A 24,860-nucleotide genomic window follows, 5' to 3' on the forward strand; every position below is an offset into this window, starting at 1 on the left:
TTTTGGGTATTACGGAGGCCGGCAACTTCCCGGCCGCTATCAAGACGACCGCCGAATGGTTTCCGCAGCGCGAGCGGGCGCTGGCCACGGGCATCTTCAATTCGGGCTCCAACGTCGGGGCTATCGTGGCCCCGCTCTCGGTGCCCTGGATTGCCGAGCACATTGGCTGGCAGTGGGCCTTTATTATTACCGGCGCGCTGGGCTTTATCTGGCTGGTGCTCTGGATGCTAATCTACGAAACGCCGGCCGAGAGCAAGCGCCTGAGCAAGGCCGAGTTTGACTACATCAACGCCGATATTCCGGTGGGCCTGCCGGCCGAGGGTGTAGTAGAAGAAAAGCCCAAAGTGGGCTGGCTGCCCCTGCTGGGCTTCCGCCAAACCTGGGCCTTCGTTATCGGCAAGTTTATTACCGACCCCATCTGGTGGTTTTACTTGTTTTGGCTACCCGATTTTCTGGGCAAGCAGTACCACCTCACGGGCACGGCCATTGCCCTGCCGGTAGCGGCGGTGTACATCTTGTCGAGCATTGGCAGCGTGGGCGGCGGCTACCTGCCGCTGGGCTTTATCAAGCGCGGCATGCCGGCTTTTCAGGCCCGCAAAACGGCTATGCTGGCTATCGCCTTCTGCGTGTTTCCGATTGTGTTTGCGCAGTGGTTGGGAAGCATTGATATGTGGCTGGCGGTCTTGGTTATCGGCATTGCGGCGGCGGCCCACCAGGCCTGGAGCGCCAACATCTTCACCACCGTATCGGATATGTTTCCCAAGCGGGCCGTGGCCTCGGTCACGGGCATCGGCGGCATGGCCGGCGGCCTGGGCGGCATCGCGCTCACGGCCCTGGTGCAGAAGCGCATGTTTGTGCACTACGAGTCTATCGGCCAGCTCGATAAGGCGTACTATATCATGTTCTTTATCTGCGGGGCGGCCTATTTATTGGCCTGGGTACTGATGTTTACGCTGGTGCCGCGCATAGAGCCCATCAAGCTCGACGAGACGGATTAAAGGTGGTAAGAGAAGTCTACTACTCCGCGTTCTCTCTGACAAAGCAGCCCGTCTCATCACAAAATATACCCTTTTCACTATATGAAAAAGATTTCGCTCCTGCTGGCCTTCCTGCTGGCCTTGCCTTTCCTCACGTTTGCCCAGGCTCCGAACAAGAAAAACGTGGCCGCCGCTCAGGAAGTCGAGAAGCTGGAGCGCCAGCGCTTCGCGGCCCAGGTGAGCAAGGATTTCGCTTTCCTCGAAAAAGCATTCGCCGACGACCTTATCTATACCCACGCCAGCGGCAAGCAAAACGGCAAAACCGATTACCTGCAAAGCATCCGCGACGGCAAGAGCGTGTATGATAAGATTGAGGTAGAGGCTATTAACGTGCGGGCCTACAACGATGGGCAGACCGCCGTCGTCAACGGCCAAATCGTTATCTACCAACCAAACAAGCCCGATGGCTCACCCAATGTGGCCCATCTCAAGTACGTGACCACCCAGATAAAAGACCCTAAAAAAGGGTGGCAGGTAGTGCTGTGGCAGTCGCAGAAGCAACCCGAGAAATAAGGTGCCTGAACGAGTTAAGCCTAGTTATTTTTTTCTTCTTCACCCTTTTCCTCTTTGCTTTGAGCACTTTTACTTCCGTTTCGCGCCTTGCCCTCCTGGCCCTGGCCCTGGCCCTGCCGCTGGCGGCTGCCGCTCAGAAGGCCAGCTCCTACACGATGGTAGCCAGCGGCAGCAACGCCGGCGCTTACACCGTACTGGAGCCCACCACCCTTGCCGTGCGCACCGCCGGCACCGAAGACGAAGGCTACTACAACAACCTGCCGCTGGGCTTCACCTTTAAGTTCGCGGGCACGTCGTACACGACCGTATCGGCCTCAACCAATGGCTTCCTGACGCTGGGCCAGGCGCTGACCAGCGCAACGCCGGTCAATAACCTGGCTACGAGCACACTACGCCCCATCATTGCGCCGCTCTGGGATGATATCTCGTTTGGCACGGCCGCCTCGCCGCCCGACCCCACCATGGATGGCAACCTGTACTACCAGACCACGGGCACGGCCGGCAGCCGCGTCTTTACCATTGAATGGCGCAACGTTCGCTGGGCACCCGGCGCAACCGGGCCGGTATGCTCGTTCTTCGTGCAGCTATTTGAAGGCACCAACGTAGTAGTATTCGATTACCTGCAGGGCAGTGGCAGCGCGTATGGCTCGACGCGCAGTGCTTCGGTGGGCCTGGCGGGGCCAACCAGCGGCGACTTTATCTCGCTGTCGGACCTGCAGCTTACTGCTACCACCAGTACCACGGCCGAAACCTCCACCATCACCAGCCGGGCCACGAGCGGACGCATTTTCACCTTCACGCCGAGCGTAGTAACGGCTATGGCCCCTGGGGTGGCCGCGGCTGCTTTTCAGCTGGCGCCCAACCCCGCCCACGGCCGCGTGGGGCTCGTGAGCTACGATGCCCAGCAGCCCGTGACCCTGCACGACAGCCAGGGCCGGCTGGTGCGTACGCTGGCGCCGGCTGCCGGGGCTTCGCTTGACCTGAGCAGCCTGTCGCCGGGCCTCTACATTGTGCGCAACGGCCAGCAGAGCCGCCGGCTGGCCATCGATTAAGTACTTCCGCTTTTTGTGTTACTGCCCTGGCCGGCCACGGCCGGGGCGTTTTTTACCGGTATGTCTCCGTCTACTATCCCGCCCTCGCACGACGACATCGCGACCCCCGTCGGCACCACGCTCGAGCGCTACATTATGCGCAAGCAGGCCGAGTTCCCGTTTGCTACCGGCGAGCTTTCGCAGCTGCTGCGCGACATCGCCCTGGCCAGCAAAATCATGGCGCGCGAGGTGAGCCGCGCCGGTCTCAACGACCTGGCCGAAGTGGTGGGCGCCGAGGGTGAGCAGCAGCCCCCCCGCCACCGGCTGGGCGAGGAGGCGCATATTCGCTTTGTGCGGGCCCTCACCAATGGCCGCGAGTGCTGCGCCGTGCTCAGCGAAGCCCGCCCCGATATCATCGACACCGGCAACCACGAGGGCAAGTACGTGGTGGCCCTCAACCCGCTGAACGGGTCGGTGAGCCTTGACTTTAACGTAAATACCGGCACCATCTTCAGCATTTACCGGCGCGTGAGCCGCTACGGCGGGCCGGCGCGGGCCGAAGACTTTTTGCAGGGCGGCCGGGCGCAGGTGGCAGCGGGCTACATTCTCTATGGCTCCAGCACCATGCTGGTATATACCACCGGCCACGGCGTGAAAGGCTTTACCTACGAGCCCAGCCTGGGCGAGTTTTTTCTCTCGCACCCGCACCTGACTATGCCTAAGCGCGGCGAGGTATTTTCGTGCAACGAGGGCAACTGGTTTGACTTTCCGGAGTTTGCCCGCACCTTTCTTACCACTTGCAAGGAGCGCCGCATGGCCGCCCGCTACGTGGGTTCGCTGGCGGCCGATTACCACCGCAATCTGTTTACGGGCGGCATCTACCTTTACCCGCCCACCGGGCAGTGGCCCAGCGGCAAGCTGCGCCTGCTCTACGAATGCTATCCCATTGCCTTCGTGAGCGAACAAGCCGGTGGCGTGGCGGTTACCGGAGCCACCGAGGTACTCGACGTGCCCCCTACTGCCGACCTGCACCAGCGGGTGCCGCTGTTTGTGGGCTCTTCGGAGCTGGTGCGCGAGCTGCAAGCTGTAGCGAGCAAGTAGCGCCTCCTTCACTGCGAAAAGACGTCATATTGAGGGTAGCAAAGCATCTTGCCTGAGCTAAGGGAGTACTACCTCCCCAATTCGGCCGGGTTGTTTCGCTACCCTTGGTATGACGTTCTTGCGCCAGGCCTCGTACCTGTTCTTATTCTTTTCACCGATTCGCGCAGCTACCGGCCGCGCGCTACTCTCATGGCTAAAATCATTTCGCCCGAAGTCGAGTTCAGTAAGCTGCTGGCCGATATCAAGCAGGTCACGCCCGAAATCTTCGCCCCCAGCGGCGGCTACCTCAACCTGCTCGAAGGCCGCTGGCAGGAGGCCGGTGAGCCCCGCCCCTTCCACTCGCCGGTTGATGGCTCCGAGATTGGCTCGCTGCCCATGCTCAAGCACGATGCCGCGCTGCGCGCCGTGCGCTTTGCCAAGGGCGAAGCCGCTGCCTGGGCTGCTACCGACCTCGACGAGCGCAAGCGCCGCGTGCAGGACTGCCTCAACCAGCTGCGCCCGCAGGTAGAGCTGGTGGGTAAGCTGCTCATCTGGGAAATCGGTAAGACGTATAAATTGGGTTTTACCGATATTGACCGGGCTATCGAGGGCGTGCAGTGGTACGTCGACAATATTGAGGGCTTGCTAGGTAGCCGCCAGCCCCTGGGCCTGGTGAGCAACATTGCCTCCTGGAACTACCCCATGTCGGTGCTGCTACACGCCGTACTCACACAGGTGCTGTGCGGCAACTCGGTTATTGCCAAAACACCCACCGACGGCGGTTTTATCTCCCTGAGCCTCACTTTTGCTATTGCCCGGCGCTGCGGCCTGCCAGTGACCCTGGTAAGCGGCCCCGGCGGCGAGCTGAGCGATGTACTGGTGAAAGACCCCGCCGTGGACTGTCTTTCCTTCGTGGGCGGCCGCTACAACGGCCGCAACATCGCCGATGCGCTGTCGCAAAACCACAAGCGGTATATGCTGGAGATGGAAGGCGTGAACACCTACGGAATCTGGGACTACTCGCAGTGGGATAAGCTGGCCGACCAGCTGGTAAAAGGCTACGACTACGGCAAGCAGCGCTGCACCGCCTATGTACGCTGGGTGGTGGAGCGCCGCCTGTTTCCGCAGTTTCTCGAAACGTATACAACGGCTATTGGTAGCCTTAAAGTGGGCAACCCAACGCTGGTTGATGCCGCTGGCGACAAGCTGCCGGACCTGGCCTTTGGCCCCGTTATCAACGCCCGCCAGGCCGAAGACCTGGACCGCCTGTACGCCGACGGCCTCAAAACCGGCGCGATTCCCTTCTACGAAGGCAAGCTCGACGACTCGCTTTTCCTGCCCGGCCAGGACCGCTCGGCCTACCGCGCGCCCCGCGCCCTGGTGGGCCTGCCGCGCCAGAGCGAGTTGTATTTTAAAGAGCCTTTCGGCCCCATCGACACGGTAGTGCTCGTAGACCGCGTAGAAGAGCTGGTAGGCGAGATGAACATCTCGAACGGCGCGCTCGTGACCGCCCTGGGCTCGGACGACGAGAAGTGGGCCACCCGCACCGGCAAGGAGCTGCGCGCCTTCAAGGTGGGTATCAACAAGCTGCGCAGCCGCGGCGACCGCGAGGAAGTATTCGGCGGCCTGGGCGAGAGCTGGAAGGGCGCCTTCGTAGGCGGCAAGCTCTTGGTAGAGGCCGTTACCCAGGGTGCCCCGAGCCAGCCCGTGCTCGGCAACTACCCCGACGCCGTGCTACTGCCGGAGAAGGCGTAGCACCTCCCCGACCACCTTTCATGCAAAGAGGCCGCTTCCTGGCAGGAAGCGGCCTCTTTTCGTATACATATGTATACATAGCTGACTAGCCAACCGCTTACTCCACCGTGAGGCGCAGGGCCTGCGCGCCGGCGCGCACCACGTACACGCCCGCCGCCAGCCCCTGCGGCAGCACCAGGGCCGCCGTGCCCGTGGCATCGGCCGGTGAGTTGGTCACCGGGCGGCCCAGCGCATCGTACACCTGCACCAGGGTGCCGGGGCCGAGCCCACCAGCCTGACCTGGCCACCGGGGGCGGGGTTGGGGTACAGGCTCAGGCCGGCGCTGGCACCCGCCAGGGCCACCGTGCGCACGGGTGAGTAGCTGTAGGTGCCGTCTACGTCCAGCTGCTTCAGGCGATAATAGAGGACAGACTGCCGGGCAAGCGGATTGGTATCCAGCAACTCATACCGGCGTGAAGTACTGCTACTGCCGGCCGCGGCCACTGTGCTAACGTGGGCAAAGGTCTTCCCGTCCTGGCTGCGCTCTACTTCAAAGGCCAGGGTGTTCTGCTCTGAGGCAGTGGCCCAGGCCAGGGCCACCGCCGTATTGCCCTCGGCCGTAGCCGTGAAGGCGGTAAGCTCGACGGGCAGGGGCGTCGGCGCGGCCCCGTAGTAAGCGACATTATTGGCCACCAGCCCGCCGGCCGTAGCGAAGCTCCCACCTACATACAGGTCGGTGCCCTTCAGCGCCAGTGAGTAGACGCTGCCATTACCGACTCCGTTGTCAGCGCCGGTGCCCAGGCTGGTCCAGCTGCTGCCGTCCCACATGGCTACCCGGTTGGCAGCACTGCCGCCGGCCGTGGTAAAGCTGCCGCCCGCGTACAGGTTGGTGCCATCCAAGAGCAGGGCAGAAACCGAATTACTGAGGCCGCTGCCCAGCGCACTCCAGGCGCTGCCATTCCACAGGGCGATGTAGTTGGCCGGCGCGCCGCCGGCAGCAGTGAAAGAGCCACCGGCATACAAGGTAGTACCCCCAACTACCAGCGCATTGACCGTGCCGCTCACGCCGCTGCCCAGGGCACTCCAGGTAGTGCCGTCCCATTGGGCCACTCGTTGAATGGCACTATTGCCGCCGGCCGCCGAAAAGTCGCCCCCCACGTAAACAGTCGTCCCGTTCACGGCCAGGGCCAACACGCCCGAGGTATATGAACCCACGGTAACCCCGCTGCCCAGCGCACTCCAGGCGTTGCCATCCCACTTGGCGACATTGTTAACCGTGATGCCTCCAGCCAAATTGAATATACCAGCTACGTACAGCAGGCCGTTGCTCATCGTCATCGCCGACGGGCCAATGCTATACCCACTCCCCCCACTTAGCCCGCTGCCGAGCGCGCTCCAGGCGCTGCCATCCCACTTCGCTACCCGGTTGGCAGGTACCCCGCCAGCGGTGCTGAAGTAGCCGCCTACATAGAGGTCAGTGCCATTTGCGCCCAGGGCCAGGGCCGTCGCGCTGCTACTGAGCCCAGTGCCGAGTGCGCTCCAGGTACTGCCGTCCCACTTGGCTACCCCATTGGCCGGTACCCCACCAGCACTGTTAAACGAGCCGGCCACGTACACGGTCGAGCCGTTTATCAGCACGCAATGAACCGAAGCACTCGAAGAGGAGTTGCTGACGCCGCTTGCGCCGCCTGTGCCCAGGGGCGCCCAGGTGGAGCCATCCCACCGGGCCATATGGTTGGCGGTGCTGCCGCCGGCGTTGGCAAAGTTGCCGCCCACATACAAGGTAGTGCCGCTCACTCCCAGCCCGAAAACGCTGTTATCGGTGCCATTGGCCGCGCCCATTACCAACGGGCTCCAGGCCGAGCCGTTCCACTGGGCGACGCGATTGGCGGTAGTGCCATCGGCAGTTGTGTACTGGCCGCCTGCGTACACCGTAGTGCCAATCACGGCCAGTGACTGCACTACGTTGTTCATGCCGGTGCCCAGCGCACTCCAGGCGGTGCCGTCCCACTGGGCCACGTAGCGGGTGCTCACGCTGCCAGAGTTCAGGAAAAAACCAGCCGCGTACAGGGTCGTGCCACTCACGGCCAGCGCCTCTACGCTACTATCGAAGCCGGCCCCAGCGCACTCCAGGCGGTGCCGTCCCACTGGGCGATGCGGTTGGCCGGGGTACCCCCGGCCGTGGTGAAATAGCCGCCCGCATACAACGTCGAGCCGCTCACAGCCAGCGTATACACGCTGCTGCCCATGCCGCTGCCCAGCGCACTCCAGGTAGTGCCGTCCCACTGGGCCACGTTGTTGGCGGTACTACCGCCTGCGGTGACGAAGCTGCCGCCAGCATACACATTCACGCCGTTGGGGTCCAGAGCCAGGGCCAGCACATTGCCAGGGTAATTACCCGTAGTCACGCCTGTTCCCATCGCGTTCCAGGTAGTGCCATCCCACATGGCCACTGCGTTGGCCGGCAGGCCGCCGGCCGTAGAGAAGCTGCCACCCACGTACACGTTCGTGCCGCGCACTGCCAGCGCCGATACGCTACTCCCTACCCCGTTGGCCGAGCCCGTACCCAGGCTGCTCCAGGTGCTGCCGTTCCACTTGGCCACGTAGTTGGCGGCGGTGCCGCCGGCCGTGGTAAAGTTGCCGCCCACGTATACGTCGGTGCCGCTCACGGCCACTACCTGTACGTTTCCATTAGTGCCGTTTTGGGTGCCGGCCGGGCTACCGCCCAGCGCGTTCCAGCTTTGGCCGGCCGCCGCTTGCAGCACGGGCTGGCCGCCCTTGCCGTAGCTAAGCTGGTAGCCGGTAGCATTAAAGGAACCCTTGGCACCGGGCCGCAGCGTGCCGTCGGGGTTGAGGATGCTGCTTACAGTTGGGGCCTGAGCCCGCGCTGCCCAGGGCAGCAAGGCCTGTATCCCGACCAGCAGGAGCAAAAAATGAGCTGCGGGCAGCAGGCGTAGCGAAAACTTCATAAAAAGGAGAACGGCGAAAAGCAGCTATTAAAAGGCAGTTTGCCCTTAATTAGCCAGCAGCGCACTACTTGGCTAACCAGGGGCAAAGGTCCGGCTTGATTCAATGCGACGGTATCGCATAAAGATGCTAGTGCGCCAAGGCGCCTGGTGAGTGTAGACCGAAGCAGGGTTTATTGAGAAAACTAACCCCAGCACCCCAAAACCGGCTGTTTTCCCTCGGCGCGTATTCGTTACGGCAATTATTCAAGGGCCAGCTTCAGGCGCTAAGGCTGTCAGGTTTGGGAATGCGCCTATTGAAAGGAAGCCTAGCGTGCCATTATCCACCCTTTCATATTATTTATTTTAAATATATTCACCAATCAGGCAACAGCTCAATACTGGCGCGCACGGGGCCAGCTTTTGAGGTAGCGAAGCCGCGAATCAGACCAAAAGCCGTTAGTTTGTGCGTTATGCTGCATAAGTTGCTACTGCCCCTACTGGCTCTGCTGGCCCTGCGCGCCGCCCAGACGCCCATCCCTGCCGTTATCGATTGGAAAGCGCCCGCCACGCTGCCCACCTACCTCTTGCAGCAGCTGCACCAGCAGTACGCGCCGCGCCGGGCGGCGCTCGACCAGGCGCTGACTTCAGCGGCGGGCACGCAGGCCTACCGCGACTCAGCGCGGGCGCGGTTTCGACGAGTGCTGGGGCCGCTGCCGGCGCGCACGCCGCTGCGGGCGCGGGTTGTGGGCACGATAGCGCAGCGGGGATTTAATATAGAAAAAATACTATACGAAAGCACGCCACATCACCACGTCACGGCCAACCTCTACCTGCCCGCCGGCCAAGGCCGCAAGCCGGCGGTGCTGCTGTTTTGCGGGCACGAGAATACCAGCAAGGCCACGCCTTCGTACCAGCAAACGGCGCGGCTCTTTGCCCGCAACGGCTTTGTGGTGCTCGTCATTGACCCCGTTTCGCAGGGCGAAAGAATGCAATTGACTGATGCGAACGGCAAGTCGCTCACGCGCGGCGGCACCACCGAGCACACCCTACTCAATGCGGAGGCCAACCTGCTGGGCCGCACCCTGCCCGCCGCCGAGCTCTGGGACAACGTGCGCGGCCTCGACTACCTGCTGACCCGGCCCGAGGTCGACGCCGCCCGCGTGGGCTGCCTCGGCAACTCGGGCGGGGCCACCCAAACGGCTTATTTCATGGGCTACGACGAACGGGTGCAGGTAGCAGCGCTGTGCAGCTACGTAGCTGCCGGCGAGCGCAATCTCACCGCCACTGGCCCGGCCGACGGCTGCGTAATGCTGCCCGGCGCCGGCGCGGCCGGCCTCGACGTGGCCGACTGGCCCATTATGTTTGCGCCCAAGCCGGTGCTGCTGCTCACGGGCCGCTACGACTTCGTGGACCAGACCGAGATGGAAGCAGCTTTTGCCGACATGCGCCGCACTTATACGGCTTTGGGTGCCGCTGAAAAAACCGACCTGTTTACCTACGACGATGGCCACGGCATCTCGGCCCCGAAGCGGGCAGCGGCGGTGGCCTGGTTTCGGCAGTGGCTGCACGCAAGCGGGCCGCTGGTGCCCGAAGACGACGCACCGGCCTTGCCCGAAGCAACGTTGCGCTACACCGCTACCGGGCAGGTTAACACCAGCTTTAAAGACGAAGAAACCCTGGCGGCCAGCTACCTGGCCGAAGCACGGGCCCTGGCGGCGGCCCGCCCGGCCTACTCACCCGAAGCGCTTCTCAAAGTGGTCGGTCACGAGCTTGGCATTGGTAGCCAGGGCCGCGTCACTGCGGCCACCGACCAGCGCGATACCCTGCGCCTGACCGGCGGCCAGAACTGGCAAAACCTGCTGCTGCGCCGCACCGGCGAGCCGCCGCTGCCGGCCCGGCTCCTGCTGCCCGCCGGCCCGGCTTCTCCGACCCGCCTCGTCATCTGGCTGCCCGACCGGGGCATGGCCGCTACCCTGCGCGACAGCGCCGCCCGCCTGGCCACCTACCAGCGCCAGGGCACGGCCGTGCTGCTGGCCGACCTGCGCGGCCTGGGCGAAACCACCGACCCGGCCGCCTTCAACGACCCCAAGTTTTACAACCAGGAATACCGCGATGCGCTGCTGGCGCTGCACACCGGCCGGCCGCTGCTAACCCAGCGCGTAGTAGATGTGAGCAGTCTTCTCTCCTTTATTCGCAACGACAGCCGGCTGGGGCAGCTGCCCATTCTGCTGCGGGCCGATGGCCGGGCGGCGCTGGTGGCGCTGCACGCGGCGCTGTTAAGCTCTCGCGTGGCGAAGGGGCCGGCTACGTTAGCCACTGACCAGCCGGGCACCAGCCCGGCCAGCACATTCGGGCCCCAAATCGAGCAGGTGCAGGTGAGCGGTGGGCCACCTTCGTTCCGGTATTTTCTCGAAAACCCCACCGCCAAGGACGCTTATTCGGAGGTACTGCCCGGCGTGCTGCGCTACTACGATGTACCCGACCTGCGCCAGGCACTGGGCAGCCGATTACTGCCTTAGGTAATCTACCTGGAAAAAAAAGTATTTAACGAGGATTTTAGACGCTTCACAGGGTAAAACGGGTGATTGGGAGATTTGTAGCGGCCACTGGGCTAGTTGGGTTGGTGGCAGGGTAGCCAGCACACAATCTTTGGTGAGTCAAACGCTTTGCTGGTCGCGTCCAGACCATTATAGCCTGACGGCTGCTCCCTCACCCTATCTGTTTTTATTTATGAAAGCACTCTTTACCACCACCTTCCTCATTGGGCTGAGCCTGAGCCTGCATCCGGCACTGGCTTCCTCCCACGACCCCGAGCGCCCTACTCCCAGCGTGGGCATGCTGGAAGGCGGCGGCATTGGCGCCCGCCCCCTGGTGCGCTACCTGGCAGCCACCCTGCAGCTCTCCAGGGCGCAGACCGCCGCCGTACAGCACGCGGTGCAGAGTCATCAGCTCCAGACCCGCTCGCTACAGCAGCTGGCCCTGTGCCTGGAACAAGTGCTAACGCCGGCCGAGTACGAGCAGTATCTGCAATTGCAGGACGATGCGGCCACCTACAAAAGCCTGCGCGTTCTGGCCCTGCGCTAGCAGCAGGCCCGCTGGCTTCTTTACCTGGCTCACGCAGCTATTTCGCGCCGCTCAAAGCGCAGGGGCAATTTGCCGCTGGGCCGCAGCGTAATGAGCGGAGCCAGGCCCGGCACCTCGGGTCCGGCTGGCACCACGCGGTAGCGCCGCAGCGTTTGGATGAGGACGAGCTGCAGCTCGGTGAGGGCAAACTGATTGCCCACGCATAGGCGCGGCCCGCCACCGAAAGGCAGGTAGCCGTAGGGCGGCAGCGGCGCGCCCGCCGCAAAGCGCTCGGGCCGGAATGCCTCGGCCTCGGGCCACAGCGCCGGGTGGTGGTGTAGTCCGTAGAGGTAAAGGGAAAATAACGTCCCCTTGGCAATGTGCTGGCCCTGAAACTCGTCGTCTTCGGCCGCCTCGCGCGACATTATCCAGGCCGGCGGGTAGAGGCGCATGGCTTCCTGCACCACTTGCAGGGCGTAGGGCAGGCGCATCAGGTCCGCAAACTCCGGGCTTTGCCCGGCCGGCAGCGCCGCCTCAATCTCCGCCACCAGCCGGGCCTGGGTTTCGGGGTGGCGGGCCAGCAGGTAAAACGCCCAGGCCAGAGCATTGGCCGAGGTTTCGTGGCCGGCCACCAGCAGAATATTCAGCTCATCGAGCAGCTGGTTTTCGGCCATGCCCACGCCGGTGTCTTCGTAGCGGGCCTCCAGCAGCATTTGCAGCAGGTCGTCGGGCGGGGGCGTGCCGGCGGGCGCGGCAGCCTGCGCCGCCTGGTGCTGCCGAATGGCCCCGCGCACCAGCTCACGCAGGTGCGTAGCCAGCTGGTCGTGGCGCTTATAATTGCCGCGCAGCCGATGCCAGGGCCGCAGGTACGGCTGCCGCAGGGTATTCACATAAAAAGCCTGAATGGCGGTGAGCCAGTCGTTGAGCTTTGCCAGCTGGCTTTCGTCGAGGCTACTGCCAAATACCGAGCGGGCAATAATGCGAAAAGCCACCCGCGTAGTAGCGGCGTGCGTGTCCAGCTCCACCGCCGTTTCAGTTGCCGTTTGCGCGTCCAGCTCGGCCACCCACTCATCGGCCACCGTGCGCATAAGGCGCGTGAGGCCGGCCAGCCGCTGCCGGTGAAAGCCGGGCTGCACCAGCCGCCGCTGCCGCAGCCAGTCGGCGCCCTCGTTGGTGAGCAGGCCCCGGCCCAGGTAGCGCACCAGCCCGTGCGTGAGGTCGGACTTGTGATAGCGGCGGTGGTTTTTCTGCACAATATGCTGAATGAGGGCCGGGTCGCGGGTCACGACGGTGGGCCGCACGCCGCCCATGTACAGGCGCACCGTGTCGCCGTAGCGCGCCAGCAGCTGTGAGAGCGCCCCAATTGGGTTACGGGCCGCTTTCAGCGAGTTGCGCAGCGTGAGCAGGCGCGGCACCTGCGGCCACGTTACGGCAGGCGGTTTTTTAATATTCATTATTTAATATATTTTAAAACAAATCAGGTTCGCTAACTTTGCTAGGCAGGCAATACCAGCTCCCTGGGCAGCTCAAACTTCAGCTCGCGGCTCTTGCTGCGGCCATGCAGCTGCGCGAGAAAATCATCCAGCTCGCCCTTATATTCCAGCCACAAATCTTCGTGCAGGTGCTTCAGCACCAGTTGCGTGAGCCGGGCTGCCAGCCGCGCCGTGCCCACAAAAAAGCCCTGGTACACGCTGTCGAACTGCCCGGTGTAGTTATCAAATATCAGCTTCAACGCATATACGCTCAGGTCGATTTCGAGCTGCTTGCTTTTGGTAACGCGTCGGGCGCGGGCCGCCTCCTGTACGGCCCCGCGCAGCGCTTTCACCAGGCTGCGGTTGAGCAGCCGGCCCGTCACGGCCACATTGAACAGCTCGTGGATGCGGTCGGCACTGGTTTCGTACACGCTTTCGAGCGTTACATCGGGCAGCAGCTCGTAGCTGAAGGTATCGTACAGCTCGGTGTCGCGGCGCACGGCCCGCAAAATGAGCGCCTCCTTTTCCTTTTCGGAAAGGCGGGCGACGGCTTTTTTAAAATCGGCGGAAGGAACGGGCATAGGGCTAAGCAGGCACGGCGCGCACGGGCCGCCGGTTTCTGCGCTAAAAGTAGCGGCCAAGCGCTGGTATGAGCCTGTTATTCCGAACGAAATGGCGGGCTACGGAGTTATCAGGCGGCCCCTTGCTTCGCCGGGGCTGCCGTATTTTTGTGCCATGGCTTTCCCCGCTACCCGCCCGCAGATTGATTACGAAGACGATGTGCTGCTGCTCGAAGAAGAGCAGGAGCTGCGCACGCTCGTGGTGTACAACGACGACGTGAACACGTTCGACCACGTTATCCAGACGCTTATCGACGTGTGCGGCCACGAGCCCGAGCAGGCCGAGCAATGCACCCTGCTCATTCATTATAAGGGCAAGTGCGCGGTCAAAAACGGCACCTTCGACGAGCTGGCCCCGCGCTGCTCGGCCATCCACGACCGAGGCATCTCGGCCGATATTGTTTAGAATGTGGAAATATGTTGAATATGGAAATGTAGAAATGGGAAGGGTCGCTTCATGCCTTTCCTTTCCGCTCATTCATTTTCACATCTTTCGCATTCATACATTCCGCACATTTAAAAAATGGATTTTCCTTCCAAACTTATTGAAAATGCGGTAGTAGAGCTGTCGCGCCTGCCCGGCATCGGCAAAAAAACGGCCCTGCGCCTGGCTTTGCACCTGCTCAAGGCCGAAAGCGACACCACGGCCAACCTGGCCGAGGCGCTGGCCAAGATGCGCTTCGATATCACGTACTGCCGCACCTGCCACAGTATTTCGGATAGCGAGGAATGCACCATTTGCGCCAATAAGCTGCGCGACCATGCCCAGGTGTGCGTGGTGGCCGACGTGCGCGACGTTATCGCCATCGAAAACACGGGCCAGTATAAGGGCGTGTACCATGTGCTGGGCGGCGTTATCTCGCCCATTGAGGGTATCGGCCCGGCCGACTTACAGGTCGACTCGCTGGTGGCCCGCGCGGCGGCCGGAGACTCGGAAATCCGGGAGATTATCTTGGCCATCTCGCCCACCATGGAGGGCGACACTACGGCTTTTTACCTTTCGCGCCGCCTGCGCGACTTCGAGAATATCCACCTCAGTACCATTGCCCGCGGCATTCCGATGGGCGGCGAGCTGGAATACGCCGATGAAATTACCCTGGGCCGCTCGATAGTAGAGCGCCAGCGCCAGGCCCGGTAGCCCGCCGAAAAGAAAGCTGCTCTTCTTGGCTGCCGGCCGGCGTAGCGGAAGCTCCGCGTTACTTTAACTTCGCCCTCCCGTGGTGAAGCTATCCGTCGTCATTGTTAACTACAATGTCTGCTACTTTCTGGAGCAGACGCTGCTTTCGGTGCGCACCGCCGTGGCGGCGCTGGGCCAGCTAACCGAGGTATTTGTGGTCGATAATAATTCGGCTGATAACTCGGTGGCAATGGTGCGTGCGCGCTTTCCCGAAGTCATTTTGCTTGCCAACCAGGATAATCCGGGGTTTTCCAAAGCCAACAACCAGGCCCTGCGGCGGGCTACCGGCCAGTACCAGCTGCTGCTCAACCCCGACACGCTGGTGGAGGAAAGCACCTTCCGGCGCTGCTGCGACTTTATGGATGCCCACCCGCGCTGCGGCGGCCTGGGCGTGCAGATGCTCGACGGCCAGGGCCGGTTTTTGCCCGAAAGCAAGCGCGGACTGCCCACGCCGGCCGTGGCGTTTTATAAGATTTTCGGGCTGGCGAGTCTTTTTCCGAAGTCGCGCACGTTTGGGCGCTACCACCTGGGCTTTCTGGCTAAAGACCAGGCCCACGAGATTGAGGTGCTGAGCGGGGCATTTATGCTGCTGCGCAAAACCGCGCTCGACCAGGTAGGGCTGCTCGACGAAGACTATTTTATGTACGGCGAGGACATTGACCTCTCGTATCGCCTCACGCGGGCGGCTGGCAAAACTGGTATTTTCCGGGCGCCCGCATTCTGCACTACAAGGGCGAGAGCACCAAGCGCACGAGCGTTAACTACGTGTTTGTGTTTTACCGGGCCATGGTCATTTTTGCCCAAAAGCACTTTGCCCCGAACCGGGCCGGCCTGTTTTCGGCGCTGATTAACAGCGCCATCTGGCTGCGAGCAGGCGCGGCCGTGGCGCAGCGCCTGGCCACGGCCGCCGCCCCGGTACTGCTCGACACAGGCTTGCTCTACGCGGGCATGTACGCCCTCAAAGTATACTGGGAAACCAACCAGAAGTACGTGCGCATGCCCTACCCGCCGCAGTACATGCTAGTGGCGGTGCCGCTCTACATTGCCGTGTGGCTGACTACTACCTGGCTAAGCGGGGGCTACGACCAGCCGGCCCGCACCAGCCGCGTGGTGCGGGGCCTGGCCGTAGGCACCGTGTTGATTTCAGCGGCCACCAATTTTTTTGATAACTGGCGCTTTTCCAAGGCGCTTATCGTGCTGGGCGGCGTGTGGGCGGCGGCGGCTCTCATTGCCCGGCGGCTGTTTAGCCACTGGCTGCGCCACGGCAACCTGCGCCTGAGCGAAGGCCGGGCAAAAACCGTGGCTATTGTTGGCTCAGCTCCCGAAAGCCAGCGCGTGCGCCAGCTGCTCGGCGCCGCGCAGGTACCTGCCAAAATTATCGGCTACCTCACGCCCGTGCCGCTACCCGCCGCACTGCCTGTGCCCGCCGACCACCTGGGTACGGTGGCCGAGCTGCCGGCCCTGCTGCGGCTCTATGGCCTTACGGAGCTTATTTTTTGCGGGCAGGACCTGCCAGCCAGCCAGATTATCGACCTCATGGCCCGCCTGCCGGCCGAGCCGGTTGTGACGTATAAGATTCTGCCGGCCGGCAGCCAGTATATTATCGGCAGCAGCGATAAGGATGCGCCCGGCGATTACTACGCCCTCGACCGCTCGTGGCAGCTGAGCCAGCCCGCCCAGCGCCGCAACAAGCGCCTGCTCGACCTGGTTGCCTCCCTCACGATACTAGCTGCCAGCCCTTTACTGGCCTGGGGGCAGCTACGGCCGGGCGGCCTGCTGCGCAATGTCTGGCTAGTGCTGCGGGCCGGCGTAGCTGGGTGGGACTGCGCTACCTGCCCGAAGCCGACTCTCACCCCGCCGTGCTCTCGCCCGCCGACACCGCCTCTGCCGAGATACTGCTTTCTGAGGCTACCCGCCGCCGCCTGGAGCTGCTTTATGCGCAGGATTATGAGCCCAGCCTCGACCTGGGCATATTGGCCCGGGGCTGGCGCCGACTCGGCGGCTCGTCATAACAAACAAATGGTAGCCGGGCAGAGCGATTCTGGCTTTTTTGCGACAAAAGACCCGGCAAGACGAGGCTTACCCCACATTTTCAATACTTTTGCGACTCGCTCCTTTAACTTATCGAATAAGTTTATGACCCCTAGTGCTTCTGCGGCTACTGCCCCGGCCGACCCAAGTGCCTATTTCGCCGACCGCATTCTTCAGATTCAGGAGTCGGCTACCATCGCCATGGCTAAGAAAAGCCGCGAGCTGGCCGCGCAGGGCGTCGATGTGATTAACCTGAGCTTCGGCGAGCCCGATTTTCAGACGCCGCAGTATATAAAGGATGCGGCCAAGAAGGCGATTGACGACGGCTACACGTTTTATACGCCGGTGCCGGGCTACCTCGACCTGCGCCAGACTATTTGCGATAAGCTCTTGCGTGACAATGAACTGACTTATCAGCCCAGCCAGATTGTAGTGAGCACCGGTGCCAAGCAGGCGCTCAGCAATATCATCATGACGCTGATAAACCCTGGCGATGAGGTCATTATTTTTTCGCCCTACTGGGTAAGCTACGCCGCCCAGGTCGAACTGGCCGAGGGCGTGGCCGTGCCCATTATGGGTAGTCTGGAAAACGACTACAAAGTGACGGCTGCTGAGTTTGCCGCGGCCATCACGCCGCGCACCAAGGCTGTCATGTACTCCTCGCCCTGCAACCCCACCGGGGCCGTGTTTAGCCGCCAGGAATTAGGAGCCATTGCCGACGTGCTGGCCCAGCACCCCGGCATCTTTGCCATTGCAGATGAGATTTATGAATATATAAATTTCACCAGCGAACACGTGAGCCTGGCCCAGTTTGCGCAGGTGAAAGACCAGGTAATCACCATCAATGGCTTCTCGAAGGGCTACGCCATGACGGGCTGGCGCCTGGGCTACCTGGCTGCGCACCCGGTCGTGGCCGCCGCCTGCGAAAAGCTCCAAAGCCAGGTTACTTCCGGTACCTGCTCCATTGCGCAGCGCGCCGGCCTGGCGGCCCTGCAAGGCGGCCGCGCCTCGGCCGATGAAATGGTGCAGGCGTATCGCCGCCGCCGTGACCTGGTGCTGGGACTGGTAAAAGATATTCCGGGCCTCGTCACGCCCACGCCGGATGGCGCTTTTTATATCTTCCCCGATGTGACGGCTTTCTTCGGACGCACCGCGCCCGATGGCACTGTTATTACTAATTCGTCGGACCTGACGCTTTACCTGCTGCGCGATGCGCACGTAGCAGCCGTGAGCGGCGACGCATTTGGCGCGCCCAACTGCATTCGCTTCAGTACCGCTGCCGCCGACGCTAAGCTAACCGAGGCCTTCGCACGGATTAAAAAGATCCTGGGCGCGTTAAAATAATTTCCCCGCCGACCTATAAAGGAGGATGGCGCGGGGCTCTGCCCCGCGCCATCCTCCTTTTGGTGTTTCTTGGTGTGAGCCGCAGCCCATCGTTGGCTGCCCGCCGTACCTTTACGGTACTTATGAATTTGCTTTCTGCTGAGAATATCTCGAAAAATTACGCCGACCGCTGGCTGTTTCAAAACCTGAACTTTGGCCTGCAACAAGGGCAGCGCATCGCCTTTGTGGGCATCAACGGCACGGGCAAAACCACCCTTATGCGCGTGCTGGCGGGCCTCGAAAACCCCGATACCGGCCTGGTAACGCGCCGCCAGGGCATCCGGGTCACCTACCTGGGCCAGCAGCCGGTATTCGATGAGAGCCTGAGCGTGGAGGAAACCATCTTCGCCAGCCAGAACGATACGCTGCGGGCGGTGAAGGACTACGAGCACGTCGTCAACGACCCCAACCACGACCCCGACGACCTCCAGCGCGTGATGGAGCGCATGGATAACCTCAACGCCTGGGACTATGAGTCGCAGGTGCAGCAGATTTTGGGCAAGCTGGGCATCCTGGGCGAGCTGCTGACGCGCAACGTGAGCAAGCTTTCGGGCGGGCAGCGCAAGCGCGTGGCGCTGGCCCGCGTGCTTATCGAAGAGCCCGACGTGCTGCTGCTCGACGAGCCCACCAACCACCTCGACCTGGCTACTATCGAATGGCTCGAAAATCGCCTCAACTCGCCTAGTCTTACGCTGTTGATGGTGACCCACGACCGCTACTTCCTGGATAAAGTAGCCAACGAGATTGTGGAGCTCGACAAGGGCACCATGTACCGCTACCAGGGCAACTACGCCTACTTCGTGGAGAAAAAAGCCGAGCGCGAGCTGCGCGAGGCTACTGAGGTAGAAAAGGCCCGCAACCTCTTCCGCAAAGAGCTGGAGTGGATGCGCCGCATGCCCCAGGCACGCGGCACCAAGCAGAAGGCCCGCATCGATGCTTTCTACATTACCAAGGAAAAAGCCAGCACCAATCTCAGCAAGCAGCAGCTGGAGCTGAGCGTGAAAACCACCCGCCAGGGCGGAAAAATCATTGAGGCCGAACATCTTAACAAGAAATTCGGCGATAAGGTGGTGCTGGACGATTTCAGCTACGTGTTTAAGAAAAAGGACCGCATTGGCCTGGTGGGGCCGAACGGGGCCGGAAAATCTACTTTATTGAATATGCTGACGGGCAAGCTTCAGCCCGACAGCGGCACCGTGGACGTGGGCCAGACCACCGTATTTGGCTACTACACCCAGACCGAGCTGGAATTTGACCCCTCACAGCGCGTGATTGACATCGTGAAGGAGGTGGCCGAAGTAGTGGAGCTGGCCAACGGCGACGTACTCACGGCCAGCCAGTTTCTGACGCTGTTTCTCTTTCCGCCGGCCCAGCAGTACACGCTGGTAAGCAAGCTGAGCGGCGGGGAAAAGCGACGCCTGCAGCTGCTGCGCGTGCTGGTGAAAAACCCCAACTTCCTTATTCTTGACGAGCCCACCAACGACCTCGACCTGGGCACGCTCAATATCCTGGAAGACTTTCTGCTCAACTTCTCGGGCTGCCTGCTCATCGTGAGCCACGACCGTTACTTCCTCGATAACCTGGCCGAGCACCTGTTTGTGCTGGAGCCGGGCGGGGCCGTGCTCAACTTTCCTGGCAACTACACCGACTACCGCGACTACCTGGCCGAGCGCGAAACCGAGGCTGCCCTCGAAGCGGAGGAAAAAGCGGCCAAAGCTGCCCGCGCTGCCGCTAAAATCGCGCCCGCTGCTCCTGCCCCGGCACCGGCTGCCGTGCCCGCTAAGCGCCGCGCCTCCTTCGCCGAGAAAAAGGAGTTTGAGCAACTGGAAAAGGATATTGCCTCGTTGGAGAAAGAAAAAGAGCAGCTGGTAGCTAACCTGGCCACTGGCCAAGGCTCGCGCCAGGAGCTAGTTGACTGGCCGGCCCGCTTACAGGCGGTTGATAAAGAGCTGGATAAAAAGGGGGAGCGCTGGCTGGAGCTGAGCGACTTTATGTAAAACCATGAATTAAGCAAAAAAGAACGTCATGCCGAGCCCCGCGAAGCAGCTTGCTTACGTCATTGGTGAGTTATCCAACGATTTGGGCGAGCTGCTTCGCGGGGCTCGGCATGACGTTCTTTAGCATTGCTAAATTTTCACAGACAGGCAGCTACGCTTTCCACAGCTCGTGCTCCTGGCCTTTGCTGGTGGTGAGGATGAAGCGGGCGGGTTGGCGCGCAGCACCAGGCGCACGCGGCCGGGGTACTTTTCGGAGTCTATCCACACGCCATCTTCTTTCTGGGGCTTGTCGGTGGCGGGCAGATAAGCGGTAGGCAGCAGCACGTCGGTATCCGACTTCAGGTCGAGGTGGACTTTTTCGAGCGCGGCTTCGAGGTCGGGGCCAAAGTCATCGTTAAAATCGTCTTCGAGGTCGTGCAGCGACTCTTCCACGTCGTCGTAGCGGGCGTCGTCGTAGGTGAGCGTGTGAAGCTCGGCTTTCTTCTCAATCAGGGCCATCAGGGCGGCGTTCAGGTCGGCGGCGTTCATCGGGGCAGGCAGGGGAAAGACACGTAAGAAGAAGATAGGGTACAAATTTGCGCATGAAACGGCAATCGGCCGCCCCAACCGCCGGGGCGGCTGCGCCGTTAAGCGGCGCATGTCTTTTTCTTACGTACTGGCCGCTGCGGTATTGCTGGGCCCGCTGCTGCTTTTTTACCGCTACCTCACGGCCGACCGCCGCCGCCGGGCAGCTGCCCTGGCTCTTCCCTTTCCTGATACCTGGCGCACGCTGCTGGCTACGCACGTCGCCTTTTACAACGGCCTGGAGCCCGCCGAGCGGGTTCGCTTTGAGCAGGGCATGCAGCTGTTTCTGGCCCGCACGCGGCTTACGGGTATTCAAACGCAGGTCGATGACCTGACGCGGGTACTCACGGCTGCCGCGGCGGTTATCCCCGTCTTCGGGTTTCCCGGCTGGGAATACCCGACGCTGCACGAGGTACTGATAGTACCCGACGGCTGGCAGCTCGAAACCCGGGCCGACCAGGAGGTACTACCCTTGCAAGGCACTCTGCTGGGCTCGGTGCAGCGCTTTCAGACCTCACAGTACATGCGCCTGTCGCGGGCCGCGCTGGTACAGGGCTTCGCCGATGCCGAAGACCGCCGCAACGTGGGGTGCACGAGTTTGCCCACCTCGTAGACGAGGCCGATGGCCAGATAGACGGCATACCTGCCACGGGCCTGCCCCCGGCCCTGCGCCGCCCCTGGGCCGAGGTAATGCAGCGCGAGCTGGCTGCCATCCGGGCCGGGCACTCCGACATCGATTCCTACGGCGGCACCAGCGAAGCCGAGTTTTTTGCGGTAGTTAATGAGTATTTTTTCGAGCGACCCGAAAAGCTCCGGGAAAACCATCCCGAGCTGTTCGACCTGCTCAGCCAGGCCCTGCACCAGCACCCCGAGCAAACCCTCACGGCCCACGGCAATCACCTTGACCCGCGCCAGTGGCTACGCCAGCTGCGCGCGAAAAATAAAGTACTGGGCCGCAACTCGCCCTGCCCCTGCGGCAGCGGCAAGAAATATAAGGAATGCCATATGTCTGCGGCGGCATAGCGCTACATAAGCAGGAGAGTTTGCATCTTTGAGTGCTACTTCACGGCACTTTCTCCTCAAATGATGTTACGCTTATCGATTTTCGGCTACTTTTTTTTGCTGCTACTGGGCCGGGCTGTGCCGGCCTGTGCCCAGGTTGAGTACCTGAGCCTCGACCAGCAAACGCTTGACCTGCCCCAGCGCACCTTTTATATTGAACAGGTTTTAGATGGGCGCACCGACCGCGCCGGTATTGGCCGGATACGCCCCCAGGCAGCGTTGGTATTGACCGGCTCATTGCGCCCAGCCGACTTGTATCCCAACCTGGTTCAGGGATTGACCAGTTTTTTGCAGACGCAACTGCCGGCCCGTCCTACTGACCGCCCGGCCCTATTGCTAGTGCGCGAGCTGCGAGTAGGCGAGCTGTTTACGAACGGCACAGCAGTAAGCGGCCCAACTGGATTGTTAACCGGCACGGGCGGGGGTATTATCCGGCAGGCCAGAGCGGTCCTCGACTTGTACCTACACGCGGCCGATGGCTATCATTTTGTACAAACCGCTACCGACACCGTGCGCCCCACTGGTATGCTAGGCATAACGCCCAGCCACGAGCGAAACCTCAAAAAAACGCTGGAGCGCTGCTTGCAACAGCTATCGACCCCTGATTGGAAAACCGCGCAAGCTCGGCCGGCGCAGTCGCTGGAGGCCCTCACCAAGGTGGGGCACGTGGCGAGCCCAACGCTGCTTTACGCCATCCTGACCACGCCAGTCGTGCCGGGCTACTTTCCTACGTTTCTCAGCTTTCGCAACAACCAGCCAGTGCCAGTACCCGGCTTGCAGGCAAAAGCAACTCCTCGGACTGCTGCCGGCTGGGAAAACCTGCCCGAGCTGACCCCAGTGGCCGCGGCCGGCCATGCCAGCGGAGTGGTACCCGCCGGTAGCTGGGGCTTCTCCGATGGTCAGCAGCTCTACATTTACCATCAGGGGCGCTATGCCATCCTGCAGCGGCAGGAAAACAGCTTTGGGTTTATGGGAATGCCAGACAACGCCAGTCAGGAGTTGAAGGCTGGCAACCTACTGGGTGCCGCGCTGGCCAACCGCCGGCCTCAACCTTATACCCTCGATATGGTAACCGGGCGCACCACCCAGTTTGCCGATGCCGGCCGGCCGGCATCGGCAAACTGGGTGGTGCGCATCTACGTGTACCGCAACCTGGGTGCCGGGCCTGCCCTGCCCGTTTTTTTAAATGACCAGGCAGTAGGTGAGCTAACCGAAAATCAGGTTCTGACCCTCACCTGGACCGACCCCGTGCATGAGCCACACCTGCGCCTGGGTAGCGCAACGGCGCCGGAACTGACGTTTTTACCTAATTTTCGGCAGCCTGTTTACGTGCGGGGCGCTCGTAAGCTTGACCCCGCCAAACAACCGCTTGAGATAGTGCCGACCAGAGTTGGAGAATTTGATTTGAAGGCTATCCGACTCCGCACTCGTAAGTAACCCCGACCTCCGCGCCTACTCCAGTTCCGCGGCGGGGTTCCAGTACAGCTTTTTAAAATCGACTACCACGTCATCTACCACCCGTACGCCTTCGGCTTCGAGCCGCTCCTGCATGGCGGTAGGCGTAGGAAAGTGGTGGCGGCCGGTGAGTTGCCCCAGGCGGTTTACCACACGGTGGGCGGGCACCTGCTCGTCTTTTTGGAACGTGGCCGCGTCGAGGTTAGCTGCCATGAGGGCATAGCCCACGGCCCGCGAGCCGTGTTTTGCCCCCAGGTAGTGAGCAATAGCCCCGTAGCTGGTAACACGACCCGGCGGCACCAGCCGCACTACCTCGTGCACATCGGCAAAGTAGTTGCGCTCGGGAGCCGGGGTGGCGGGCGGGGTGGGCAAAGCGGCGGCTGGCTTCTTCATGCAGCGAAAATACGGGAGAGTGCCGCCGGTAGCGCAACCCTGACCATGGGGCCACGTCCTTGCCCGCGCACTGAACCCGAACTTGGTGCGTGCTGTTGACCGAGCTTCGGCCGGCGGCTGTGCGTAATTTTGCACAAGCTGCTGCTATTCACCTTATTTCCCGTATGCGCTTTTTCACTTCGGCCCAGCTCGTGCTGGCCGGCGGCGCGCTGGCCCTGCTGGCCGGCTGCCATTCCAAAACCGACGACTCGAAAGGCGGTAAAGATTCTAAAAAGAATAATGGCCCGGCCCTGGTCGATGTGCTGGTGGCCCATCCCTCGTCCGTAACCGATTCTATCGAGGCCAACGGCACGGTGGTCGCCAACGATTTTGTTGAGCTGCACCCCGAGGTAAATGGCCGCCTTATTGCCCTCAATGTCAATGAGGGCCGCCACGTAAGCCAGGGTAGCATTATTGCCCGCATCAACGACGCCGACCTGCGGGCTCAGCTGCAAAAAACCAACGCGCTGCTGCAAGTGGCACGCCTCTCGCAAGACCGCCTCGAAAAGCTGCTGAAGGTGCAGGGGGTAAACCAGGCCGACTATGACCTGGCCGTAAGCCAGGTGCGCAGCAACGAGGCCGATGCGGCCTACACCCAGGCCATGCTGGCCAAAACGGTTATCCGGGCGCCCTTTGCCGGCGTGCTGGGCCTGCGCCAGGTAAGCCCCGGCGCCTACGTAACGCCCGCTACCATCATCGCCACCCTACAGGCCGATACCAAGCTTAAAGTCGACTTTACGCTGCCCGAAGCCAGCGGCAACATCGTGCAGCCGGGCTCCGTCGTGACGGTGCGCTTTGCCGGCAACCCGCCGCGCCGCTACAACGCCACCATTCAGGCGCAGGAAAGCCAGGTAAACCAGACTACCCGTAACCTCACGGTGCGTGCCCTGCTGCCCGCCGGCGCTCAGGTGAGCCCCGGCACCTTTGCCCGCGTGAGCGTGAGCACCGGCGCGGCGCGGCGCAGCGTGCTGCTGCCCACCAACGCCATCATGCCCGGTGATAAATCGGACCAGGTAGTGCTGGTCAAGCATGGCAAAGCGGTAATGCAGGATGTAAAAACCGGCGACCGCCAGAATGAGCAGATTGCCGTGGTCAGCGGCATCGCCGCCGGCGACTCAGTCGTGACAAATGGCGTGCTGTTCACCCAGCCCGGCAAGCCGGTGAAAGTGCGCAAGGCCAAGAATAATCAACAGGGTCAGTAATGAAATGCTAAAATAGCAGGCCTATCCAGCGGCCGCTTGCCGAAACATCCTCGCCCCTG

General features: G+C 62.0%; 22 protein-coding genes and 1 pseudogene. 16 read left to right on the forward strand and 7 right to left on the reverse strand.

Annotated features, from left to right (window positions below; genetic code table 11):
* Positions 1 to 2: 2 nt before the first annotated feature.
* The 5 genes from GKZ67_RS11200 to GKZ67_RS11220 all read left to right on the forward strand — a co-directional run bounded on the left by GKZ67_RS11200 (position 3) and on the right by GKZ67_RS11220 (position 5,416).
* Positions 3 to 998, forward strand: a complete 996-nt coding sequence (locus GKZ67_RS11200; protein WP_317172130.1) for an MFS transporter — start codon at positions 3 to 5, stop codon at positions 996 to 998.
* A gap of 81 nt (positions 999 to 1,079) precedes the next feature.
* A complete protein-coding gene (locus GKZ67_RS11205; RefSeq protein ID WP_173242359.1) occupies positions 1,080 to 1,550 on the forward strand; it encodes a nuclear transport factor 2 family protein in 471 nt (156 codons plus the stop codon).
* Positions 1,551 to 1,609: 59 nt separating this feature from the next.
* The gene (locus tag GKZ67_RS11210; protein WP_173242361.1) at positions 1,610 to 2,602 is read left to right on the forward strand and encodes a T9SS type A sorting domain-containing protein; all 993 of its coding nucleotides are present in this window, start codon (positions 1,610 to 1,612) and stop codon (positions 2,600 to 2,602) included.
* 60 nt (positions 2,603 to 2,662) lie between these two features.
* On the forward strand, positions 2,663 to 3,682 hold the full coding sequence (gene fbp, locus GKZ67_RS11215; RefSeq protein WP_173242363.1) for a class 1 fructose-bisphosphatase: 1,020 nt from the start codon (positions 2,663 to 2,665) through the stop codon (positions 3,680 to 3,682).
* Between the two features lie 189 nt (positions 3,683 to 3,871).
* Entirely contained in the window at positions 3,872 to 5,416 is a 1,545-nt protein-coding gene (locus tag GKZ67_RS11220; RefSeq protein ID WP_173242365.1) for an aldehyde dehydrogenase family protein, read from the forward strand.
* Positions 5,417 to 5,513: 97 nt separating this feature from the next.
* Here the strand turns inward: GKZ67_RS11220 and GKZ67_RS11225 are convergent, their stop codons facing one another.
* Genes GKZ67_RS11225 through GKZ67_RS11235 form a run of 3 tightly spaced genes read right to left on the reverse strand, consistent with a single transcriptional unit; the run spans position 5,514 to position 8,364 of the window.
* Complete coding sequence (locus tag GKZ67_RS11225) at positions 5,514 to 5,657, reverse strand: hypothetical protein (protein ID WP_173242367.1); 144 nt, start codon at positions 5,655 to 5,657, stop codon at positions 5,514 to 5,516.
* Positions 5,630 to 7,543, reverse strand: coding sequence for a hypothetical protein (locus GKZ67_RS11230; protein WP_173242369.1), 1,914 nt, complete (start codon positions 7,541 to 7,543; stop codon positions 5,630 to 5,632). Before GKZ67_RS11230 ends, GKZ67_RS11225 begins: the two co-directional genes overlap by 28 nt.
* Positions 7,492 to 8,364: a hypothetical protein gene (locus tag GKZ67_RS11235; protein WP_173242371.1), complete on the reverse strand. Its 873-nt coding sequence runs from the start codon at positions 8,362 to 8,364 to the stop codon at positions 7,492 to 7,494. Before GKZ67_RS11235 ends, GKZ67_RS11230 begins: the two co-directional genes overlap by 52 nt.
* A 449-nt stretch (positions 8,365 to 8,813) precedes the next feature.
* Between GKZ67_RS11235 and GKZ67_RS11240 the strand changes: the two genes are divergently transcribed.
* A complete protein-coding gene (locus GKZ67_RS11240) occupies positions 8,814 to 10,862 on the forward strand; it encodes an alpha/beta hydrolase family protein (protein ID WP_173242373.1) in 2,049 nt (682 codons plus the stop codon).
* Positions 10,863 to 11,073: 211 nt separating this feature from the next.
* A complete protein-coding gene (locus GKZ67_RS11245; RefSeq protein WP_173242375.1) occupies positions 11,074 to 11,427 on the forward strand; it encodes a hypothetical protein in 354 nt (117 codons plus the stop codon).
* A 29-nt stretch (positions 11,428 to 11,456) separates the two neighbouring features.
* Here GKZ67_RS11245 and GKZ67_RS11250 read toward each other — a convergent pair whose 3' ends face one another.
* Together GKZ67_RS11250 and GKZ67_RS11255 are read right to left on the reverse strand one after the other, a co-directional pair.
* Positions 11,457 to 12,860: a cytochrome P450 gene (locus GKZ67_RS11250; protein ID WP_173242377.1), complete on the reverse strand. Its 1,404-nt coding sequence runs from the start codon at positions 12,858 to 12,860 to the stop codon at positions 11,457 to 11,459.
* A 41-nt stretch (positions 12,861 to 12,901) separates the two neighbouring features.
* Positions 12,902 to 13,459: a hypothetical protein gene (locus GKZ67_RS11255; protein ID WP_173242379.1), complete on the reverse strand. Its 558-nt coding sequence runs from the start codon at positions 13,457 to 13,459 to the stop codon at positions 12,902 to 12,904.
* A 154-nt stretch (positions 13,460 to 13,613) separates the two neighbouring features.
* Here GKZ67_RS11255 and GKZ67_RS11260 point away from each other — a divergent pair, with 154 nt between their 5' ends.
* The 5 genes from GKZ67_RS11260 (at position 13,614) to GKZ67_RS11280 (ending at position 20,086) form a co-directional block, all read left to right on the forward strand.
* Positions 13,614 to 13,904, forward strand: a complete 291-nt coding sequence (locus GKZ67_RS11260) for an ATP-dependent Clp protease adaptor ClpS (protein ID WP_151089113.1) — start codon at positions 13,614 to 13,616, stop codon at positions 13,902 to 13,904.
* 117 nt (positions 13,905 to 14,021) lie between these two features.
* Positions 14,022 to 14,636 carry a recombination mediator RecR gene (recR, locus tag GKZ67_RS11265; protein ID WP_173242381.1) on the forward strand — a complete coding sequence of 205 codons (615 nt, stop codon included), beginning with the start codon at positions 14,022 to 14,024 and terminating at the stop codon, positions 14,634 to 14,636.
* Positions 14,637 to 14,715: 79 nt separating this feature from the next.
* The gene (locus tag GKZ67_RS22635) at positions 14,716 to 15,522 is read left to right on the forward strand and encodes a glycosyltransferase family 2 protein (RefSeq protein ID WP_217278577.1); all 807 of its coding nucleotides are present in this window, start codon (positions 14,716 to 14,718) and stop codon (positions 15,520 to 15,522) included.
* Between the two features lie 1,289 nt (positions 15,523 to 16,811).
* Positions 16,812 to 18,050 (forward strand): pyridoxal phosphate-dependent aminotransferase, encoded by a 1,239-nt coding sequence (locus GKZ67_RS11275; protein ID WP_173242383.1) that lies wholly within the window; start codon positions 16,812 to 16,814, stop codon positions 18,048 to 18,050.
* A 122-nt stretch (positions 18,051 to 18,172) separates the two neighbouring features.
* Positions 18,173 to 20,086 carry an ABC-F family ATP-binding cassette domain-containing protein gene (locus GKZ67_RS11280; protein ID WP_173242385.1) on the forward strand — a complete coding sequence of 638 codons (1,914 nt, stop codon included), beginning with the start codon at positions 18,173 to 18,175 and terminating at the stop codon, positions 20,084 to 20,086.
* 129 nt (positions 20,087 to 20,215) lie between these two features.
* On the opposite strand, the gene GKZ67_RS11285 is transcribed toward GKZ67_RS11280, so the two are convergent.
* On the reverse strand, positions 20,216 to 20,614 hold the full coding sequence (locus GKZ67_RS11285) for a hypothetical protein (RefSeq protein WP_254244770.1): 399 nt from the start codon (positions 20,612 to 20,614) through the stop codon (positions 20,216 to 20,218).
* A gap of 109 nt (positions 20,615 to 20,723) precedes the next feature.
* On the opposite strand from GKZ67_RS11285, the pseudogene GKZ67_RS11290 reads away from it, so the two are divergent.
* The 3 genes and pseudogenes from GKZ67_RS11290 to GKZ67_RS11295 all read left to right on the forward strand — a co-directional run.
* Positions 20,724 to 21,442, forward strand: a pseudogene (locus GKZ67_RS11290) (zinc-dependent peptidase); the annotation flags it as partial.
* 156 nt (positions 21,443 to 21,598) lie between these two features.
* Positions 21,599 to 21,673, forward strand: a complete 75-nt coding sequence (locus tag GKZ67_RS23520) for an SEC-C metal-binding domain-containing protein (RefSeq protein WP_254245244.1) — start codon at positions 21,599 to 21,601, stop codon at positions 21,671 to 21,673.
* A 60-nt stretch (positions 21,674 to 21,733) separates the two neighbouring features.
* On the forward strand, positions 21,734 to 23,149 hold the full coding sequence (locus tag GKZ67_RS11295; RefSeq protein ID WP_173242387.1) for a hypothetical protein: 1,416 nt from the start codon (positions 21,734 to 21,736) through the stop codon (positions 23,147 to 23,149).
* A 15-nt stretch (positions 23,150 to 23,164) separates the two neighbouring features.
* On the opposite strand, the gene GKZ67_RS11300 is transcribed toward GKZ67_RS11295, so the two are convergent.
* Entirely contained in the window at positions 23,165 to 23,560 is a 396-nt protein-coding gene (locus tag GKZ67_RS11300; protein WP_173242389.1) for an MGMT family protein, read from the reverse strand.
* A gap of 164 nt (positions 23,561 to 23,724) precedes the next feature.
* On the opposite strand from GKZ67_RS11300, the gene GKZ67_RS11305 reads away from it, so the two are divergent.
* Positions 23,725 to 24,801 (forward strand): efflux RND transporter periplasmic adaptor subunit, encoded by a 1,077-nt coding sequence (locus GKZ67_RS11305; RefSeq protein ID WP_173242391.1) that lies wholly within the window; start codon positions 23,725 to 23,727, stop codon positions 24,799 to 24,801.
* Positions 24,802 to 24,860: the final 59 nt, after the last annotated feature.

The organism is Hymenobacter sp. BRD67, assembly GCF_013256425.1.
Classification (GTDB): domain Bacteria; phylum Bacteroidota; class Bacteroidia; order Cytophagales; family Hymenobacteraceae; genus Hymenobacter.